The following is an 18,067-nucleotide window of genomic DNA, read 5'->3' as shown; positions in this document are numbered from 1 at the left end:
GGGAGTCTTGACCACCTGAAGGAAAGCTCACTAGTGACCGCCACGGACCGCTCCATCGAGCTCATCAAGGCCGCCGCACAGTCGGCCGCCGACAAGCTCGCGCACGACATCATCGCGTACGACGTCAGTGACGTGCTGTCGATCACCGACGCCTTCCTGCTCGCCTCCGCGCCCAACGACCGCCAGGTCAAGTCGATCGTCGACGAGATCGAGGAGCGGCTCAGCAAGGAGCTCGGCGTCAAGCCGGTGCGCCGCGAGGGCGACCGCGAAGCCCGCTGGGTCCTCCTGGACTACGTGGACATCGTGGTGCACGTCCAGCACAGCGAGGAGCGTGTCTTCTACGCCCTCGAGCGCCTGTGGAAGGACTGCCCCGAGATCGAGCTCCCCTCGGACGCCGTCGCGACCCGCGGCAAGGCCGCCGAGCACGCCGAGCAGCGCGCCGCGGAGGAGGCAGCGGACCTGGACGGTGAGCTTCGGTGACCAGCCCCGGCTGCCGGATCATCCTGTGGCGGCACGGCCAGACGGCCTGGAACCTGGAGCGCCGCTTCCAGGGCTCCACGGACATCGACCTGACCGACATCGGTGTCTCGCAGGCCAGACGCGCCGCCCGGCTGCTCGCCTCGCTGAAGCCGGACGCCATCGTGGCGTCCGACCTCAAGCGGGCGGCGGCCACCGCGGCCGAGCTCGCCGCCATCACCGGCCTCGACGTCACCCACGAGCAGGGTCTCCAGGAGACGTACGCCGGTGAGTGGCAGGGCCTGACGCACGACGAGATCATCGCGCGCTTCGGCGACCAGTACGCGGCGTGGAAGCGCGGCGAATCGGTGCGCCGCGGCGGTGGCGAACTCGAAACCGAGGTCGCGGACCGGGCCGCGCCGATCGTCCTGCGCCATGCCGAGAAGCTGCCGGAGAACGGCACGCTCGTGGTGGTCAGCCACGGCGGCACGATCCGCACTACCATCGGCCGCCTCCTCGGCCTGGAGTCCTTCCACTGGGAGGGTCTGGGCGGGCTTTCGAACTGCTGCTGGTCCGTGCTGGGCCAAGGCGCGCGGGGCTGGCGCCTGCTTGAGCACAACGCCGGCACGCTGCCGGAGCCGGTGCTCGGCGACGACGATTAGCCCGTGTCGTGGCGGATGCGAGAGCCGCTGGTCGGAGGGGTGCCAGGGGCCCGTGACCCGGATTTCACATTCCGCCTTGTCGCAGGCTAAAGTTCTTCTTGTTCGCCCGCCGAGCGGGAAGAACACGCGGGGCTATAGCTCAGTTGGTAGAGCGCCTGCATGGCATGCAGGAGGTCAGGAGTTCAATTCTCCTTAGCTCCACAATCCGGATCCCGTCCTCGTCAGAGGGCGGGATTTTCCGTGTCCAGGGCGGGATTCTCCGTTTCTACGAATCTACGAAATGGCGGCGGGCCAGAGCGGCTCCCGTAGCTCCCGCAGCCGTGCCGTCCGCAGCCTGCTCTCTTCGTCCTCCGGTGTGTACGCGACGATCCTGCACTCCGGCATGCCGTTGATGGACAGCGAGACCGACGTCATCCGCAGCTCACCCACCGTCTCGTGCCGGAACGTCTTCACACGGGAGCCCGGCCGCACCACGTCACCGCTCTCCCACAGCTCCGCGAAGTGCGCGCTCGCGGCGGACAGGCGGCGTATGAACTCCTCCCACGCGGGCTCGCCCGCATGCCGTCCGTACGCACCGCGCAGCGTCGCGACCATCACCGGCAGCTCCGAGTCACGGAAGACCAGCGGGCAGACCGGGTCGGGCACGATGAACAGCGTCCACAGCACGTTCGGAACGCCGAGGGCTGCTATCTGCGGGCCGAGGGACTCTATCTGCGGGACGAAGAACAGGTCCCGATAGGCGGGGTTGGTGGCGAGGATGTCGTACCGCGCGTTGTAGACCACCGCCGGATGCGGGTCGAGGGCGTCGATGATGCCCTGGATCTCCGGGCCGACGGCCTCGGGGGATGCGGCCTCGCGGTCCGGTGCGTACGGAACGCCCGCCAGTTGGTAGAGATGCTCCCGCTCGGGCCGGTCAAGGCGGAGCGTGCGGGCCACGGCGTCCAGAACCTGCGCGGAGGCGTTGATCGGGCGGCCCTGCTCCAGCCACGTGTACCAGGTGACACCGACCCCGGAGAGCTGCGCGACCTCCTCGCGGCGCAGACCGGGGGTGCGGCGGCGCAGGCCGGGCGGCATGCCCACGTCGGCCGGGGTCACCCGGGCCCTGCGACCGCGCAGGAAGGCGGCGAGCTCCGGCCGTCGTCGCTGAGTCGTCCCCATCGTCGTCACATCCCCCATCGTCGGTCCACGCCCCCGCCTGTGCCAGGTGCTGTCAGTACCAGCATCAGCGGGCTCTCGTTACCCGTATCAAGCCGCCGTCACGCTCGTGCCATGACAACGACCACCCCGTCCACCGCAGCGGATCCCGCTGGTTCAAGTCCCGTATTCAGTAAAGCCCCTGGCACTGACAATCGCCGCGGACGGCTCCTCGCGGTCGTCATCGCCGCGCAGTTCATGGCGCTGCTCGACGTCTTCATCGTCAATGTCGCCGCGCCCACCATCCGCGGTGAACTGGGCGCTTCCGGCGCCGGGTTGCAGCTGGTGATCGCCGGTTACACCATCACGTACGCCGTACTCCTGATCACCGGAGCGCGGCTCGGCGACCGGCTCGGCCACCGCCGCGTCTACCTCCTGGGGCTCACGGTCTTCACCGCGGCCTCGCTCGCCTGCGGACTCAGCCAGGGCGCGGGCGAGTTGATCGCCTTCCGGCTTGTGCAGGGCGCGGGGTCGGCGCTCCTCATCCCACAGGTGCTCAGCCTGATCCAGCGCAATTTCACCGGCGAGGCGCGGACGAAGGCGCTCGGCGCGTACGCGGCCGTGCTCGCCGTCGGGGCCGCCGCGGGGCAGGTGCTCGGCGGGATCCTGGTCAGCGCCGACCTGTTCGGCACGGGCTGGCGGCCGGTGTTCCTGGTGAACGTGCCGGTCGGCGTGGTCCTGCTGGTCATGGCGAGGCGTGTGCTGCCGCGCGATGGCGGCGCCGCCGGGAAGCCGGGGGAGGTGCAGCGGGCGCGTGCGCTTGATCTGCCGGGTCTTGTGCTGCTCGGTGCCGCGGTCTCGCTGCTCACCGTGCCGCTGGTGCTCGGCCAGCAGGAGGGCTGGCCGCTGTGGTCCTGGCTCTCGCTCGGCTCATCGGCGGTTCTCTTCGCGCTCTTCTGCGGATACGAGGCCCGCCTTGCCCGCGGCGGCGGGGCACCGCTGATCGCGCCTCGGGTCCTGCGCATCCCCGGCATGAGCCTCGCGGTCCTCAGGATCGCCGCGGTGATGGCGGTCAACGCGGGCTTCCTGTTCGTCCTGACCCTGCACATCCAGGGCGGCCTCGGCTACAGCGCGCTGCGCGCCGGTCTGACGTTCGCGCCGACCGCGGTGGTCTTCGGCGCCGTCGGCCTGACCTGGCGCCGGTGGCCCGCGGCGGCCCAACGGGCGCTGATTCCCGGTGGGTTCGCGCTGACCGCGGTGTCGGCGGTCGCGGTGGGGCTGCTGCTGCGGGACGGCGGTGAGGGCGGGCTGTGGCTGTATGTCGCCTTCGTGGGCATCGGGATCGGACTCTCCCTCGGGTTCAGCCCGACGCTCACCCGGGCACTCTCCACGGTGCGGCCCGAGGACGCCGCGGACGCCAGCGGCCTGCTCTCGACGGTCGCGCAGCTCGGCCAGCTGATCGGTGTCGCGTGCTACGGCGCGCTTTTCCTCAACCGGCTTGAGTCACAAGGGGCTCCGGGGGCGTATTCATCGGCGGACGCGCTTCTGGTGTGCGCGTACGCGCTGGCAGGGGTCGCCGCGCTGGGTGCCGTGTCCGGACTGGTACGCATGCGTCGCTGACCGGGTCGCTCAGGCCGTGGCAGAATCGGACAGCCGGAAGGGGACCGCACCAGACCACCCAATGTGACCCGACGGGAGGGAGAGCGATGCCTGCGAGCATCCTCGAAGAGGCCGATGGCCTCATCGAAGTGGACGCGCCGTGCCGCGCTGCCACTCCCTTCGCGGCGATCACCCTCCCCAGCTGTCCGTCATGTCGCACCTGCCCGTCCTGCCTCATCTGTCCGTCCTGCGGTTCGTCCCATGTCGCCCAAGTGCTCGGTGACAACGGCGGTGTCTCGTACGTGTGCACGGCCTGCGGCCACAGCTGGAGCTGATTGATGGGTGCACACAGGCGGAAGTGCGACTGGTGCGGCAGTGGTACGCCGATCGTCCGCGACATGGAACCGGTCAACCAGGACTACCAGTACTGGTGCGAGGAGTGCGCGCGGGCGCTGATCATAAAGGGCGACCCCATCGAGACGTACCGCGAACTCGAAGGGGAGCCGATCTATGGCCGGCTGCTCGACGAACACTGCACGCTCAAGCGCTTCTACTCCTTCGCCACGGCCTGACCCCCGGGCGGGGACGCTGCCCGACTCCTTGCAGCAGGAACGCGAAAGCGGTCCCTACGTAGAGGGCGGACAGCGTCATCTGGCCATAATTCTGGCCGAGTTCAAGCCGCCCCACTCCGTGCGGAACCCACCACAGGGCGTACGAACAGAAGACGAGGGCCACGGCTCCGGTGGCGGCCCACCGGGCCCTGCCTCCTCGGCGTACCGCATCCGCCCACACCAGCAGCGCCATCGGCACGCACCACACCCAGTGGTGGGACCAGGACACCGGGCTGATGAGGAGCGCGGTCGCGGCGCAGGAGACAGCGGCCCGCAGGCGCTCACCCCGTAGCTCCGCGGCCACCGCGACCGCGAGGCCGAGCACGCCGGCCGCCACCGCGGCCACCGCCCACCAGGCGCCGGGCTCCGCGGTGTGCAGGAGCCGTGCGAGGACCCCGCGCAGCGACTGGTTCGCGGTGTCCTCCGTCAGCCCGACCCGGCCCGCCTCGAAGACCATCCGGGTCCAGAAGCGCAGGGAGTCGTACGGCAGGACGACCGCCGCCGACAGCGTCGCACCGGCGAACGAGACGGCCGCCACACACGCGCGGCGCACAGGTTCCTGCCAGCACCCGCGCCGCACGGCCTCGGCGCCACCGGTGAGCAGCAGGAACGCCACGAAGAGCGCGGGTGTGAGCTTGATCGCCGCGGCGATGCCGACGCCCACCCCCGCCCAGCGGTGACCCGGAGGCCGGGAGAGGTCCCACAGGACCAGGACGGCGAGCAGCAGATTGATCTGGCCGTACCGCAGGGTCGTCCACACCGGCTCCGCCCAGACAGCGAGCGAGGACACCCACAGGGCGCTCTCCACGCGCGCGTGCCCCGTGCCGGTGGCTTCGTCGTTCCCGATCAGCCCCAGGGCGAGGCGGACGAAAACCACCAGGAGGAGCAGGTTCCCCAGCGTCGCCAGTGCGCGTATGTCGGCCGTTTCAAGGAGCGTCAGCGGTGTGAACAGCAGGGCGGCGAACGGCGGGTAGGTGGTGGGCAGATGCGCCTCGGTGGTGCGCAGCGCGTAGAGGTCACCGCCCACGCGCACGGTCTCGCCCTCGGCGCGGTAGACCATCAAGTCGATCATCGAGACGTCCGCGGCGCGCTGCGCCAGCCAGAAGGCCGTGAAGGACAGCAGGCAGACCCCGGCGGCGAGGGGCACGCGGCGGCGGGCGCTGGCGAGCGCGATCACGGTCACGAAGGCTGACAGTACCGGCCGTATCCGTACAGACCGGAAACGATTTGGTGGAGCACGGGGAGGACCGTGTAATGTTTACGAGGTCGCCGGGGGAACCGGGCGGACAGGCAAGGGGCTATAGCTCAGTTGGTAGAGCGCCTGCATGGCATGCAGGAGGTCAGGAGTTCAATTCTCCTTAGCTCCACAGAAGATGAGAGCGGGCCACCCGGATCGGGTGGCCCGCTCTCGTATGTCTACTTGTGGGTCACTGCCGTCCGCTGCCGAGCGCCCTGCGGCCCCGCCCCCGGCCCGGCGGGAGTGCCAGCGGCAGTGTCGTGCGCTGCGCGGGCACTGCAGGGTCCTCCTCGATGCGCAGCGCGAGCGCCGGGCAGCGGCGCACCGCACGGGTGGCACGCGCTTCGGAGTAGCGCGGTACGGATGCTTCCGCTACGCCGGGGAAGCCGTCCGGGCCCAGCTGGATCAGCTCGGGGACGATGTCCGCGCACAGTCCGTGGCCCTGGCAGAGCGTCCAGTCGACGGCGAGCCTGCGGCCGCTGGGCGCCTCCGCCCGGGGAACCTCCGCCTGGAGCGGCAGAACACCCTCCACGGGACGGCCGCAGCCGCCGCCAAGGACATGCGCGGCCAGGTCGTCCGTGAACGCCGAGATGGTGGAGTCGATGAACGCCGCCGTGCCGTCCGGGTGCTTGCAGGCGCCGCGCCGCTTCACGGCCCGTGTCACCTCGCGCAGCGCCTCCAGGGCGGTGGGACCGCCGCCGTCCAGGACGTCCGCGAGGCCGCGGGCCGCCGCGGGAAGGCCCAGATAGCAGGGGCCGCACTGTCCTGCGCTCTCGCCGGCCAGCCAGTTCGCCACGTGCAGCGCCTCCCCCAGGGGGCAGGTGCCGGGGCCGATGGGCAGGATGGCGCCCGCGCCGAGCGCGCCCCCGCAGGCCTCCAGGGAGGCGCGGGAGACGACCGCGTCATGAGCCGTGATCGCGTCGAGCCACTTGCCGTGGTAGCCGCCGGTCAGGACGCCCTGGGGGAGCGGCGGGGCGCCGGCCAGCTGCAGGACGTACCGCAGGGGCACTCCCGTGGGGACCTCGACCACCATGGGGCGGGCGACGGCTCCTGAGACGGTGAGCAGCACCGTGCCCGGCTCCTCCCGCAGACCGGTGCGGCAGTAGCGGTCCGCGCCGATCCGGGCGGCTACCGCGAGCTGGGCGAAGGTCTCCGCGTTCGACAGCAGCGTGGGCGCGCCGCCCACCCCGGAGTCGGAGGTGCGCACCTTGCGGCCCGGAGGCACCGGCGCGCCGCCGTCCGCCGAGCGGACCAGGGCCGAGGACTCACCCGTCACCATGCGCACCGGATTGCGCTGCACGCGCGCGCGGATGGTCGATCCGCGCCGGTTGGTCAGGCCGCGCTCGGCGAGCGCCGAGAGCATCGAGGACTCGGTGGAGTCGCGGGTCACGCCCACGACGAGCGTGCGCGCGCCGAGCGCCTCGGCGGCAAGGAGAGCGCCGTCGAGGATGAGGTGCGGCGCACGGTTGATCAGAACGGTGTCCTTGCGGCAGGCGGGTTCGTCCTCGCTGCCGTTGACGACGACGACGGGGCGCACCCCGCGTCGTATCGCCGCGTCGGCGACCGCGCGCAGCTTCTTGGCGAAGGGGAAGCCCGCGCCGCCCCTGCCGCGCAGTGAGATCGCCTCGGACAGGCCGGCGAGGGATTCGCCGGCCATGGGTTCGAGCGGGCCGTGCACCTTGAGGTGCATCGCCAGATCGAGGCGCTCGACCAGGTCGAAGCCCGAGGTCAGGAGCGGAAGCCCGACGACGCGGACTTCGGGGACGTCGGGCAGCGACGCGTTCACTTGGGGCCTCCGGTGGCGGCGTTCCAGGGCTCGCCCGAGCTCGGCGCCTGGAAGGTGTGGGGCAGCGGCTCGGTGGCGGGGCCGCTGGAGCAGGGGGCTTCGTAAGGGGCTTCGTACGAGGCTTCGTATGAGGAGGGGCGGGGTACGTCGTACGTCGGGTCGTAGGACGTGTCGTGGGAGCGGTAGGACGCCTCTGGAGGGTCGTACGCCGTCTCGTGGGTGTCGTACGAGGTGTTGTAGTGCGAGGTGTTGTCGTACGGGATCCGGGGCGCCTCGGCCGGGAGAGGCGGTGACGGGGCCGGCCAGCGGGGCGGCGGGTCGGTGCGGGGGATGACCTCCGTGGGCTGGTTGGTGGAGGCGAGGACGCGGTAGGCCGCCGCGATGCCGACCACCGGGTCGGGGTCGGACTCGGGTTCGGGGGCGCGGCCGGGAGGGGCCGCCGCTCCGGGGAGCGGGGACTCCGTGGTGTCCCGGCGGTTGGCTGCCCTGGCGCCCGTCCTGCGCTCCGGTTCGAGGAGGGCCAGGATCCGGGCGGCCACCTTCCGCTTGACCGGCAGCGGGGCGGCGCGCAGCGCGACCGCCCCCGCGACGGCGACCAGGCAGAGGCTGTACAGGACGATCACCCACGGCTTCGGCGCGCGTCCCGCGTACAGGCCGTGGATCAGCGCCGAACACCAGGCGGGGTAGGCCAGCATGTGCAGCGCCCGCCAGCGCGAGGCGACCTGGGCAGGTGAGGCGAAGGCGCTGCGCAGGGCTCCGGTGACGCCGGTGACCACCATGAGGAGGCCGGCGAGCGAGCCGAGGCCGATGAGTCCGTCACTGCCGGAGAAGCCGAGCCCGAAGGGGATGAGGGCGCCGAGGGGGGACACGTGGTCGAGCGCGAGTTTGACGGTGACGTGCAGCAGGAGGAACCCGATGGAGGCGACCGCTGTGGCCCGGTGCACGGCCTGGGCGAGCAGTCGCTGACGGGAGTGCAGGAACAGCCGGTCCGTGGCGACCAGGCCCCAGACGACGGCGGAGGTGAGGGCGACCAGGGACAGGACGCCGGTGGTGAAGTCGAGAGCGGCGCGGAAGGCGTCGCTCCCGACTATGACGAGCAGGGGTATCAGGAGCAGGGCGGCCGTGGTCAGCACGCCGCGGGTGGTTCTGCTCGGCTCGGGGAACGCGGGGTACGAACGGCTGCTGGGGTTCCTTCGGCTCCTGCGGCTTGCGCGGCTTTCGCGATGAGGATTCAGAGGGTTCATGGGGGCGGCTCCGAAATGGCTCGATCGCCGCATGCTAAGTGTCCGCATACCAGTGAGTACGAGGTTTGAGTTATTGCGTTGTTATAAAAGCGCGACACGATCTTGGTGTTGCCCCGATAGTGGTCGGTACGCGGAGTAACCCTTGGCCAAAGGTGGGCTCCCCGGGCTTCCGGTGGGCCTCAGGTGGCGCGTGGCCGCCTCGGAGCGGTACGGCGGAACCTCGTCGCGGGCCGCGTGAGCGCTGCGGTACCCTGACGCCATGCGTGCCGTACGCCTTCTGCTTAGCGGGCCGCGCTGATCAGTCCCGACCGCCGGAAAATCGCGGTCGGCATCGGCGCGGCGTCCCCTCCTGTGTGAGGGGCTTTTTCATTTGGCCGGGACGGTCATTTCCGCAGGCAGAGACGATCGATGGAGCTTTGAGGATCATGAGCGAGACGAATTCTGCCGCCCCCACCGAGGTGGCGGCTCCGCACCGCTACACGGCCGCTGTGGCCGCCGAGATCGAGGCACGCTGGCAGGACTTCTGGGACGCCGAGGGCACGTACGAGGCGCCCAACCCGAGCGGCGACCTGGCCGCGTCCGCCGAGGGGTCGGCCGCGCAGGCCGCGCTGGTCGACAGGCCCAAGCAGTTCATCATGGACATGTTCCCCTACCCCTCCGGAGCGGGCCTGCACGTCGGCCACCCGCTGGGATACATCGCCACGGACGTCTACGCGCGCTTCCAGCGCATGACGGGCCACAACGTCCTGCACACCCTGGGCTTCGACGCCTTCGGCCTGCCCGCCGAGCAGTACGCCGTACAGACCGGCACGCACCCCCGGGTCTCCACCGAGGCCAACATCGAGAACATGAAGACGCAGCTGCGCGGTCTGGGCCTGGGCCACGACAAGCGCCGCTCCTTCGCGACGATCGACCCGGACTACTACAAGTGGACCCAGTGGATCTTCGTACAGATCTTCAACTCCTGGTACGACGCCGACGCCCGGAAGGCCCGCCCGATCGCCGACCTGGTCGCGCAGTTCGACAGCGGTGAGCGCGCGGTACCGGGCTCCACGCGCGCGTGGAGCGAACTGGACGCCGCCGAGCGCGCGGAGGTGCTGAGCCAGTACCGCCTGGCGTACGCCTCCGACGCGCCCGTCAACTGGTGCCCGGGCCTGGGCACCGTCCTGGCCAACGAGGAGGTCACCGCCGACGGCCGCTCCGAGCGCGGCAACTTCCCGGTCTTCAAGTCCAAGCTGCGCCAGTGGAACATGCGCATCACCGCCTACGCGGACCGCCTGCTGGACGACCTGGACGCGCTGGACTGGCCCGAGGCCATCAAGCTGCAGCAGCGGAACTGGATCGGCCGCTCCGAAGGCGCGCGCGTCGCCTTCCCGGTCGGCTCCGAAGGCGACGCGATCACCGTCTTCACCACCCGCCAGGACACCCTGTTCGGCGCCACCTACATGGTCCTGGCACCCGAGCACGAGCTGGTCGACCAGGTCGTCCCCGACGCCTGGCCCGAGGGCACCCACGAGACGTGGACCGGCGGGCACGCCACCCCCGCCGAGGCCGTCGCCAAGTACCGCGCGTTCGCCGCGTCCAAGTCCGACGTGGAGCGCCAGGCCGACGCCAAGGAGAAGACCGGTGTCTTCACCGGCGTCTACGCCACCAACCCGGTCAGCGGCGAGCAGGTCCCGGTCTTCATCGCCGACTACGTACTGATGGGTTACGGCACCGGCGCGATCATGGCCGTCCCGGCGCACGACACCCGCGACTTCGCCTTCGCGCGCGCCTTCCACCTGCCGATGCGCTGCGTGGTCGAGCCGTCGGACGGCCGCGGCACCGACACCTCGACGTGGGACGACGCCTTCTCCTCGTACGAGGCGAAGCTGGTCAACTCCGCCAACCAGGAGATCTCGCTGGACGGCCTGGACGTCGCCGGCGCCAAGGCGCGGATCACCGGCTGGCTGGCCACCCGCGGTATCGGCGAGGGCACCGTCAACTTCCGCCTGCGCGACTGGCTGTTCAGCCGCCAGCGCTACTGGGGCGAGCCGTTCCCGATCGTCTACGACGAGGACGGCGTCGCCCACTCGCTGCCCGAGTCGATGCTGCCCCTGGAGCTGCCGGAGGTCGACGACTACTCCCCGCGCACCTTCGACCCGGACGACGCGGACACCTCTCCGGAGACGCCGCTGTCCCGCAACGAGGACTGGGTCGACGTAGAGCTGGACCTGGGCGACGGGGTGAAGCGCTACCGCCGCGAGACCAACACCATGCCCAACTGGGCGGGTTCATGCTGGTACGAGCTGCGCTACCTGGACCCGCACAACGACCAGAAGCTGGTCGACCCGGCCGTCGAGCAGTACTGGATGGGCCCGCGCGAGGGGAAGCCGACGGGCGGTGTCGACCTGTATGTGGGCGGTGCCGAGCACGCGGTGCTGCATCTGCTGTACGCCCGCTTCTGGTCGAAGGTGCTGTTCGACCTGGGCCACATCTCGTCCGCCGAGCCGTTCCACAAGCTGTTCAACCAGGGCATGATCCAGGCCTACGTGTACCGCGACAGCCGTGGCTTCCCCGTCCCGGCCACCGAGGTCGAGGAGCGCGACGGCGGTTACTTCTTCGAGGGCGAGCCCGTCAAGCGCGAGCTGGGCAAGATGGGCAAGTCCCTGAAGAACGCGGTCACTCCGGACGAGATCTGCGAGGAGTACGGCGCGGACACCCTGCGCCTGTACGAGATGGCGATGGGCCCGCTGGACGTCTCGCGCCCGTGGGACACGCGCGCGGTCGTCGGCCAGTACCGCCTGCTGCAGCGCATGTGGCGTCTGATCGTCGACGAGACGACGGGCGAGGTCACGGCGGTGGACATCGCCGAGTCCGACATCGCCGATGGCACCCTGCGCGCCCTGCACAAGGCGATCGACGGCGTGCGCCAGGACCTGGACGGCATGCGGTTCAACACCGCCATCGCCAAGATCACCGAGCTGAACAACTACCTGACCAAGGAGGGCGGCGCGCTGCCGCGCTCCGTCGCCGAGCGTCTGGTGCTGCTGATCGCGCCGCTGGCCCCGCACTTCGGCGAGGAGCTGTGGCGCAAGCTGGGCCACACCGACACGGTGGTCCACCAGGACTTCCCCGTCGCCGACCCGGCGTACGTCGTGGACGAGTCCGTGACCTGCGTCGTGCAGATCAAGGGCAAGGTCAGGGCGCGCCTGGAGGTCTCCCCGTCGATCTCGGACGAGGAGCTGGAGAAGGTGGCCCTGGGTGACGAGAGGGTTGTGGCGGCGCTGGACGGCGCCGGGGTCCGCAAGATCATCGTGCGGGCGCCGAAGCTGGTGAACATCGTTCCGGCGTAACGCCGGGCGCGAGTAGCGCGGCGCGCGCGAGGGGGCATGAGGGTAGTCCCCTACGGGCAGGTTGGGGGTTCCGCTGGAACCCTCCGCCTGCCCTTTGCGTTTACCGTGGAAGGGCCGGAGCGGAACTCGCCGCAGGACCTGAGAGGAGCGTCATGGAAGCCGTGATCGCGATCGTGGCGCTGCTTGTCGTGCTTTTTCTGGGCCTTGGTGCCTATGCCACGGTGAAGGTGGTCGGCGCGGCCAAGCGCGGCGTGGACCGCACGATCTCGCAGGCGCGCCGGACGGTGGAGGACACGACGCTCCGGGCCAAGAGCTTCGGACAGATCGGCACCGCGGGCGAACTGGCCCAGCTGCGACTCTCGTTGCGTACGTCGATGAGGGCCACGCAGGAGACGCTGCAGGCGGGTGTCGTCGAGGACGCCTCGCTGAAGGAGTCCCTGGGGCTCTTCGAGCGGCTCAGCGCGCATGGGCACGAGCTGGACGACGAGCTGCGGCGCCTTGAACGTGACCCGGACAAGGCGGCCCTGGCCGGGCGGCTCCCCGCGCTGCGGGAACGCACCGAGCAGGTCATCAAGGCGGCTGACTCACTGCGGTGGAGTGCGCGGGACCGGGCCCGCCGGTTCGCTGACGACGACCTGGACTCGCTGCGCTCCCAGATCGACCTGGAGGCGGGCGCCCTGCGGCACTGGACCACGGAGCCGTCGCCCATGCAGACCCCCGCCTCATGGCCGGAGCCCGAGCCGGCGGCGGATGCGGGCAGAGGGGCGGAGCAGACGTGGACGGAACCGTCCGAGCCCGCCTCCGGGTCCGCTTCGGCCGGGGAAGCGGCGCGGCCCGCCATCACACCGTCGAAGGCGCGGCCCACCTACTCCTGGGAGAAGCAGGCCAGGCCCGAGAGCACCACGTGATCGCGAGCGCGATCTGGCACCTTCCGGAGTGCTGCTGGCAGACTGACCTCCAAGGGGTCGGGCTGCCGCCCTCGGGTCCAGGCAGGTAATCTCCACCGCATGTCCCGTCATGTCGCGATCGTCACGGATTCCACGGCCTACCTGCCGCAGCGGACGATGGAGCGGCACAGCATCACGTCGGTACCCCTGACCGTGGTCCTCGGTGACCAGGCACTCGAAGAGGGCACGGAGATCTCCGCCCGTTCCCTCGCTCTGGCGCTGCAGAAGCGGCGTCCTGTGACCACCTCGCGGCCGAGTCCGGAAGTCTTCGCGGAGACCTATCGCAAGGTCGCGGAGTCCGGCGCGAAGGCCATCGTCTCGCTGCATCTGTCCGCCGAGTTCTCGGGCACGTACGACGCGGCTGTCCTGGCGGCGAAGGACGCGCCGGTGCCGGTGCGGGTGGTGGACACCGGCATGGTCGCGATGGCCCTGGGCTTCTGCGCGCTCGCCGCGGCGGAGGCGGCCGAGTCCGGCGGCACGGTGGACGAGGCGGTGACCGCGGCGGAGAAGCGGGCCGCGAACACGTCCGCGTACTTCTACGTCGACACCCTGGACTATCTGCGCCGAGGCGGCCGGATCGGCGCCGCGCAGGCGCTGTTGGGCTCCGCGCTGGCCGTGAAACCGCTGCTTCAGCTGGACGGCGGGCGCATCGAGATGCTGGAGAAGGTGCGTACGGCGTCCAAGGCGATCGCCCGGCTCGAGGAGATCGCGGCCGAGCGGGCCGGGACGAGCCGTGTCGACATCGCGGTGCATCACCTGGCGGCGCCGGAACGTGCATCGGCCCTCGCGGACCGGCTCAGGGACCGGGTGCCTGGCCTGGCCGAGCTGCACGTGAGCGAGGTGGGTGCGGTGATCGGGGCGCATACGGGGCCGGGGTTGTTGGGGGTTGTTGTTTCGCCTTGGTGAGGGCGGGGGCGTGGCTGGTAGTTCACGCTTGTGGGTGACGGAGTTATCCACAACTGCTGGGTAATCCACGGGAATTGACCAAGATCAACTTAGTTCCGCCGAAGTGTCTAGCGTCGTCGACATGGCACTTCGATCACTTTCACGGACACCTGCCGCGACGAGCGGGCCCGGGCGCGGCCCGGGTTCTGACGGTCGCACTTCTTCTGACGGTCGCGCCTCTGACGGGCGTGCGCGATACGGCCACGCACGTAGGCGGGCGGCGCGACGCAGACATGCTTCGTCGGAGGCGCGGGCGGAGGCGCGGGCGCTGAGGCTGCGTGCGGAGTCGTTGTTCCTTGAGGCCGGGGGTGAGGCCGGGGCGGGGGTGGCGGGGCGGCGTTCTGGGGCTGGGGAGCAGCTGCGGGGTGTGTCGGCGCCGCAGCTGCCGAGTGTTCCGCAGCCGCAGCCGCAGCCGCAGCCGCAGCCTCCGCCGGTGTTTCGGCCTCGGGGTCGATCGCACCCCCGGCCCCAGGTACATACGCAGACGCACCCCCAGACGCTGGCCCATCCCGTGGACTCGCCTCGGATGGCGCCTCCAGCGCAGCCGGAGGCGACTGCGGATGGGGGTGAAGTGGGGCCGCCGTTGCGGGGGAGGGTGGGGCTTGCTCTGCGGGAGCGGTTGCCGTTGTGGTTGCAGATGCGCTGCGGTCTTGAGCGGCGGAGCCTGGTCGCGCTCGTAGTGGTCCTCGTTCTCGCCGCGGTGTTTGCCGCCCAGCACTTCTGGGCTGGGCGGACCCAGCCGGTCCGGGCGCCGGACGTGGTGGAAGCAGCGCCCGAGCGGGGTGTGGAGCCGTCTCCGTCACCGGGGGCCTCGCCTCCTGCGGGGGGCCATGGCCCCTCGGCGCCCGGCACGGTCGGCGCCGGGGTCGTGGTGGACGTCAGCGGAAAGGTCCGCAGCCCCGGGATTCTGCGACTGCCCGCGGGGTCCCGGGTCGCCGACGCACTGAAGGCCGCGGGCGGGGTTCGCCCCGGCGCGGACACGGACGGACTCAACCGTGCCCGCCTGCTCGTGGACGGCGAACAGGTGGCGGTGGGGGCGCCGGCGGCTCCCGGACCGGCGGCGCCGGGTGCGGCGGCGGCCGGGGCGACGGGAGCGAGCCCCGCCGCGCCGGTCGGCCTCAACACGGCCACGGCCGAGCAACTCGACGAACTGCCAGGCGTAGGCCCCGTACTGGCCCAGCACATCATCGACTACCGCACAGAGCACGGCGGTTTCCGCTCGGTGGACGAACTGCGCGAGGTCAACGGCATCGGCGACAGACGCTTCGCCGACCTGCAGAATCTCGTGCGGCCATGAGGTCACCACGGCAGCCGGTCACAGTGCGCCAGACGGCTACGACAGCGGCGAGGGCCACGACGGCCGCGAGGGCTACGAGGGCGACAACGGCCGCGACCACCCAGGCAACCGCAACGCCCCACGCCCGCCCCGCCGTTCACCCGCCGCCCGGGCGGCAGCTCGGGGACGCTCACCCCTGTCAGGAGGGCCCCGCGGACCTTCGCCTCGTGCCTCCCGCGCTCGCGGCCTGGGGGACTGCGGCCCTGGCGCTGGACGCCCCGGCCCGATGGGTGATCGCAGCCGTGGTGGTCTGTGTGGTGGTGGCCGGCGCCCTGTTGGTGACGTGGACGGTACGAGCGCGGGCCGCGAGCGAAGGCCGGCCCCAGCCGTGGCGGCGGGTCTCGGCAGCGGCCGCCCTGCTCTGTGCCGCAGCGGGCGCGACGTCCGCGGCGTTGCACGGCGCCGATCTGCACCGCGGCCCTGTCCCCGCCCTGGCCCGTGAATACGCGGAAGCGGAGGTCGAGTTGGAGGTCACGTCCGACCCCCGGCTCACTCGGCCCCGCGTGACGGGAGCCCGTGCCATGCCGCCCTCCGTCATGCTGGACGCGGAGATCGTCCGGGTCACGTCGGCGGACGGCGAGACCTCCGTGACCCGTACCCCGGCCCTGGTTTTCGCGGGGGAGGAGGGCGGGGGTAAAGGCAAGAGTTCCACTCCTCGGTGGGGCAAGGCGCGCTGGCTCAAGCTGCTGCCCTCCACCAGGCTGCGGGTCCGCGCGAGCCTCGCGCCTCCCTTGCCGCAGGGAGACAGGATCGCGGCGGTGTTGCGGGTCGCCGGAGGGCAGACGCCGTACGTGGTCGCGGGGCCGTCAGGGCCGCAACGCCTCGCCGGCCGGCTGCGGGGCGGGCTGCGGGAGGCCACCGACCAGTTGACGCCTGACGCCCGGGCGCTGTTGCCCGGGCTTGTGGTCGGGGACACCTCCCGCGTGCCGCCCGAGTTGGAGGAGGCCTTCAAGGCGACCGACCTGACGCATCTCCTGGCGGTGAGCGGAGCCAACCTCACGATTGTCCTTGCCCTGCTCATCGGCCCGCCCGGTCTCGCCCAGCGTGTCGAACGGCGGGGTATCGCGCCACGGTTGGGGATTCCGCTGCGGGCGACCGCGGTGCTGGGGGGTGCGCTCACCCTCGGCTTCGTCATCGTCTGCAGGCCGGACCCGAGTGTGCTGCGTGCGGCGGCCTGCGGGCTGATCGCGCTGCTGGCCATCGGTACCGGACGGCGCCGGTCGCTGATCCCGGCTCTGACCGCGGCCGTACTGCTGCTCGTCCTGTACGACCCGTGGCTGGCCCGTAGCCCCGGATTTCTGCTCTCCGTCCTCGCCACCGGGGCGCTGCTGACCCTCGCCCCGAGGTGGAGCGCCTCCTTGCGCAGACGCCGGGTTCCCCCGCGCCTGGCGGAGGCCCTGGCCGCCGCGGCTGCCGCCCAGGCGGTGTGCGCACCCGTCGTCGCCGTGATCGCGGCACGGGTGAGTCTGGTGGCGGTGCCCTGCAACCTCCTGGCGGAGGTGGCCGTCGCGCCCGCCACGGTCCTCGGCTTCGCCACGCTTGCGACGGCGCCGCTGGCGATACCGGTGGCGAAAGTCCTCGCGTGGTGCGCGAGTTGGCCGGCGGGGTGGATCGCGGACATCGCCCGCACGGGCGCGGCTCTGCCCGGCAGCGGTGTCGATTGGCCCGGTGGCTGGCGTGGCGGTCTGCTGCTCGCCCTCGCCACGGTCGGTGTGGTCCTGGTCGGCCGCAGGCTTCTCAGGCACCCCTGGCTCAGCACGGCCTGCGCCCTGCTGCTCCTCCTCGCGATCGTGCAACCGCCGCCGCTCACCCGGGTGATCGCGGGGTGGCCGCCGCCGGGCTGGCGGTTCGCGATGTGTGACGTGGGCCAAGGGGATGCCACGGTGCTCGCGGCGGGGGACGGGGCCGCGGTGGTGGTCGACGCCGGGCCTGATCCGGTGCTGGTGGACCGCTGTCTGCGCCTGCTCGGCGTCACACGTGTCCCGCTCGTGCTGCTGACCCACTTCCACGCGGACCATGTGGCGGGGCTCCCCGGGGTGCTGCGCGGGCGTACGGTCGCGGCGATCCAGACGACGGGATATCAAGAGCCGCCCGAACAGGCGCGGTTCGTGCGGGAGCAGGCGGCCGCACATCGTGTTCCGGTGACCCGTGCCGTCGCGGGGGAGCGGCGCCGTGCGGGCGGGGGCGCCCTGGACTGGCAGGTGCTCTGGCCCATGGCCGAGGGCGTGGGCCCGGCCGCGACTCCCGAGGGGCCGAACGACGCCAGCGTCAGCTTGCTGGTCCGTGCCAAGGGGATGACCCTGCTGCTGCTCGGTGACCTCGAACCGCCCGCCCAGCGTGCCCTGTCGCGCACACCGGCCGTGGCCGCGCTGCCGCCCGTGGACGTGCTCAAGGTCGCCCACCACGGCTCGGCCTACCAGGACCCAGGGCTCCTGCGGAGAGTCGCGCCACGCCTCGCTCTCATCTCTTGCGGCAGGGACAACTCATACGGACACCCGTCGCCCCGCACCGTCGCGGCCTTGCGGGCCGGGGGAGCGGAGGTGCTGAGGACGGACACGAATGGCGCGATCGCGGTGGCCGGGCCCACCGGCGGATCGGCGGCCAGGTCAGCGGACGGGAGCGCTCACGGGCTTGAGGTGGCGATGACCCGGATGTGAAGGGCCGATTCGGGCTGCTCGTGATGCTTGAAGGGTTATTGCGGGACTCCGGCGCTGCGGGTCCGTGTTGCATCGAATGCCGCAACGGTGATCGAATGCATCTTCGTGGAAGGAGTTG

The 18,067-nt window shown here is 71.3% G+C and carries 14 protein-coding genes and 2 tRNA genes; 12 read left to right on the top strand and 4 right to left on the bottom strand.

What is annotated here, in order from left to right; genetic code table 11:
• Positions 1-33 precede the first annotated feature (33 nt).
• The 3 genes from rsfS (at position 34) to ACGFX9_RS04410 (ending at position 1,319) form a co-directional block, all read left to right on the top strand.
• Positions 34-480 carry a ribosome silencing factor gene (gene rsfS, locus ACGFX9_RS04420; RefSeq protein ID WP_393464375.1) on the top strand — a complete coding sequence of 149 codons (447 nt, stop codon included), beginning with the start codon at positions 34-36 and terminating at the stop codon, positions 478-480.
• The gene (locus ACGFX9_RS04415; RefSeq protein WP_393464372.1) at positions 477-1,118 is read left to right on the top strand and encodes a histidine phosphatase family protein; all 642 of its coding nucleotides are present in this window, start codon (positions 477-479) and stop codon (positions 1,116-1,118) included. The genes rsfS and ACGFX9_RS04415 overlap by 4 nt, the downstream gene beginning before the upstream one ends.
• Positions 1,119-1,246: 128 nt before the next feature.
• Positions 1,247-1,319 (top strand) — tRNA-Ala (locus ACGFX9_RS04410).
• 72 nt (positions 1,320-1,391) lie between these two features.
• Here the strand turns inward: ACGFX9_RS04410 and ACGFX9_RS04405 are convergent.
• Positions 1,392-2,294: a helix-turn-helix transcriptional regulator gene (locus tag ACGFX9_RS04405; RefSeq protein WP_393464369.1), complete on the bottom strand. Its 903-nt coding sequence runs from the start codon at positions 2,292-2,294 to the stop codon at positions 1,392-1,394.
• Between the two features lie 93 nt (positions 2,295-2,387).
• Here ACGFX9_RS04405 and ACGFX9_RS04400 point away from each other — a divergent pair, with 93 nt between their 5' ends.
• The 3 genes from ACGFX9_RS04400 to ACGFX9_RS04390 all read left to right on the top strand — a co-directional run bounded on the left by ACGFX9_RS04400 (position 2,388) and on the right by ACGFX9_RS04390 (position 4,423).
• Complete coding sequence (locus ACGFX9_RS04400) at positions 2,388-3,872, top strand: MFS transporter (RefSeq protein WP_393464366.1); 1,485 nt, start codon at positions 2,388-2,390, stop codon at positions 3,870-3,872.
• 86 nt (positions 3,873-3,958) lie between these two features.
• On the top strand, positions 3,959-4,186 hold the full coding sequence (locus ACGFX9_RS04395; RefSeq protein WP_393464363.1) for a hypothetical protein: 228 nt from the start codon (positions 3,959-3,961) through the stop codon (positions 4,184-4,186).
• A gap of 3 nt (positions 4,187-4,189) precedes the next feature.
• Positions 4,190-4,423 carry a hypothetical protein gene (locus ACGFX9_RS04390; protein WP_006137425.1) on the top strand — a complete coding sequence of 78 codons (234 nt, stop codon included), beginning with the start codon at positions 4,190-4,192 and terminating at the stop codon, positions 4,421-4,423.
• Here ACGFX9_RS04390 and ACGFX9_RS04385 read toward each other — a convergent pair.
• Positions 4,392-5,645: a glycosyltransferase 87 family protein gene (locus ACGFX9_RS04385; protein WP_393464361.1), complete on the bottom strand. Its 1,254-nt coding sequence runs from the start codon at positions 5,643-5,645 to the stop codon at positions 4,392-4,394. The two genes, ACGFX9_RS04390 and ACGFX9_RS04385, sit on opposite strands and share 32 nt — an antisense overlap.
• A gap of 111 nt (positions 5,646-5,756) precedes the next feature.
• Between ACGFX9_RS04385 and ACGFX9_RS04380 the strand changes: the two genes are divergently transcribed.
• A tRNA-Ala gene (locus tag ACGFX9_RS04380) sits at positions 5,757-5,829 on the top strand.
• A gap of 60 nt (positions 5,830-5,889) precedes the next feature.
• Here the strand turns inward: ACGFX9_RS04380 and ACGFX9_RS04375 are convergent.
• Both ACGFX9_RS04375 and ACGFX9_RS04370 read right to left on the bottom strand, forming a co-directional pair.
• Positions 5,890-7,485: an NADH-ubiquinone oxidoreductase-F iron-sulfur binding region domain-containing protein gene (locus ACGFX9_RS04375; protein ID WP_393464358.1), complete on the bottom strand. Its 1,596-nt coding sequence runs from the start codon at positions 7,483-7,485 to the stop codon at positions 5,890-5,892.
• On the bottom strand, positions 7,482-8,618 hold the full coding sequence (locus tag ACGFX9_RS04370) for a hypothetical protein (protein WP_393464355.1): 1,137 nt from the start codon (positions 8,616-8,618) through the stop codon (positions 7,482-7,484). Before ACGFX9_RS04370 ends, ACGFX9_RS04375 begins: the two co-directional genes overlap by 4 nt.
• A 536-nt stretch (positions 8,619-9,154) precedes the next feature.
• Here ACGFX9_RS04370 and leuS point away from each other — a divergent pair.
• From leuS to ACGFX9_RS04345, 5 genes are all read left to right on the top strand, one after another.
• Positions 9,155-12,064, top strand: a complete 2,910-nt coding sequence (leuS, locus tag ACGFX9_RS04365; protein WP_393464352.1) for a leucine--tRNA ligase — start codon at positions 9,155-9,157, stop codon at positions 12,062-12,064.
• Between the two features lie 152 nt (positions 12,065-12,216).
• The gene (locus ACGFX9_RS04360) at positions 12,217-12,972 is read left to right on the top strand and encodes a hypothetical protein (RefSeq protein ID WP_393464349.1); all 756 of its coding nucleotides are present in this window, start codon (positions 12,217-12,219) and stop codon (positions 12,970-12,972) included.
• A gap of 99 nt (positions 12,973-13,071) precedes the next feature.
• Positions 13,072-13,917, top strand: coding sequence for a DegV family protein (locus ACGFX9_RS04355; RefSeq protein ID WP_393464346.1), 846 nt, complete (start codon positions 13,072-13,074; stop codon positions 13,915-13,917).
• Positions 13,918-14,038: 121 nt separating this feature from the next.
• Entirely contained in the window at positions 14,039-15,253 is a 1,215-nt protein-coding gene (locus tag ACGFX9_RS04350) for a helix-hairpin-helix domain-containing protein (protein WP_393464343.1), read from the top strand.
• Between the two features lie 206 nt (positions 15,254-15,459).
• Positions 15,460-17,949 (top strand): ComEC/Rec2 family competence protein, encoded by a 2,490-nt coding sequence (locus ACGFX9_RS04345; protein WP_393464340.1) that lies wholly within the window; start codon positions 15,460-15,462, stop codon positions 17,947-17,949.
• Positions 17,950-18,067 lie beyond the last annotated feature (118 nt).

This window comes from Streptomyces sp. NPDC048436 (genome assembly GCF_043200355.1).
Lineage (GTDB): Bacteria > Actinomycetota > Actinomycetes > Streptomycetales > Streptomycetaceae > Streptomyces.
This window is presented reverse-complemented; position numbering and strand designations above follow the sequence as displayed.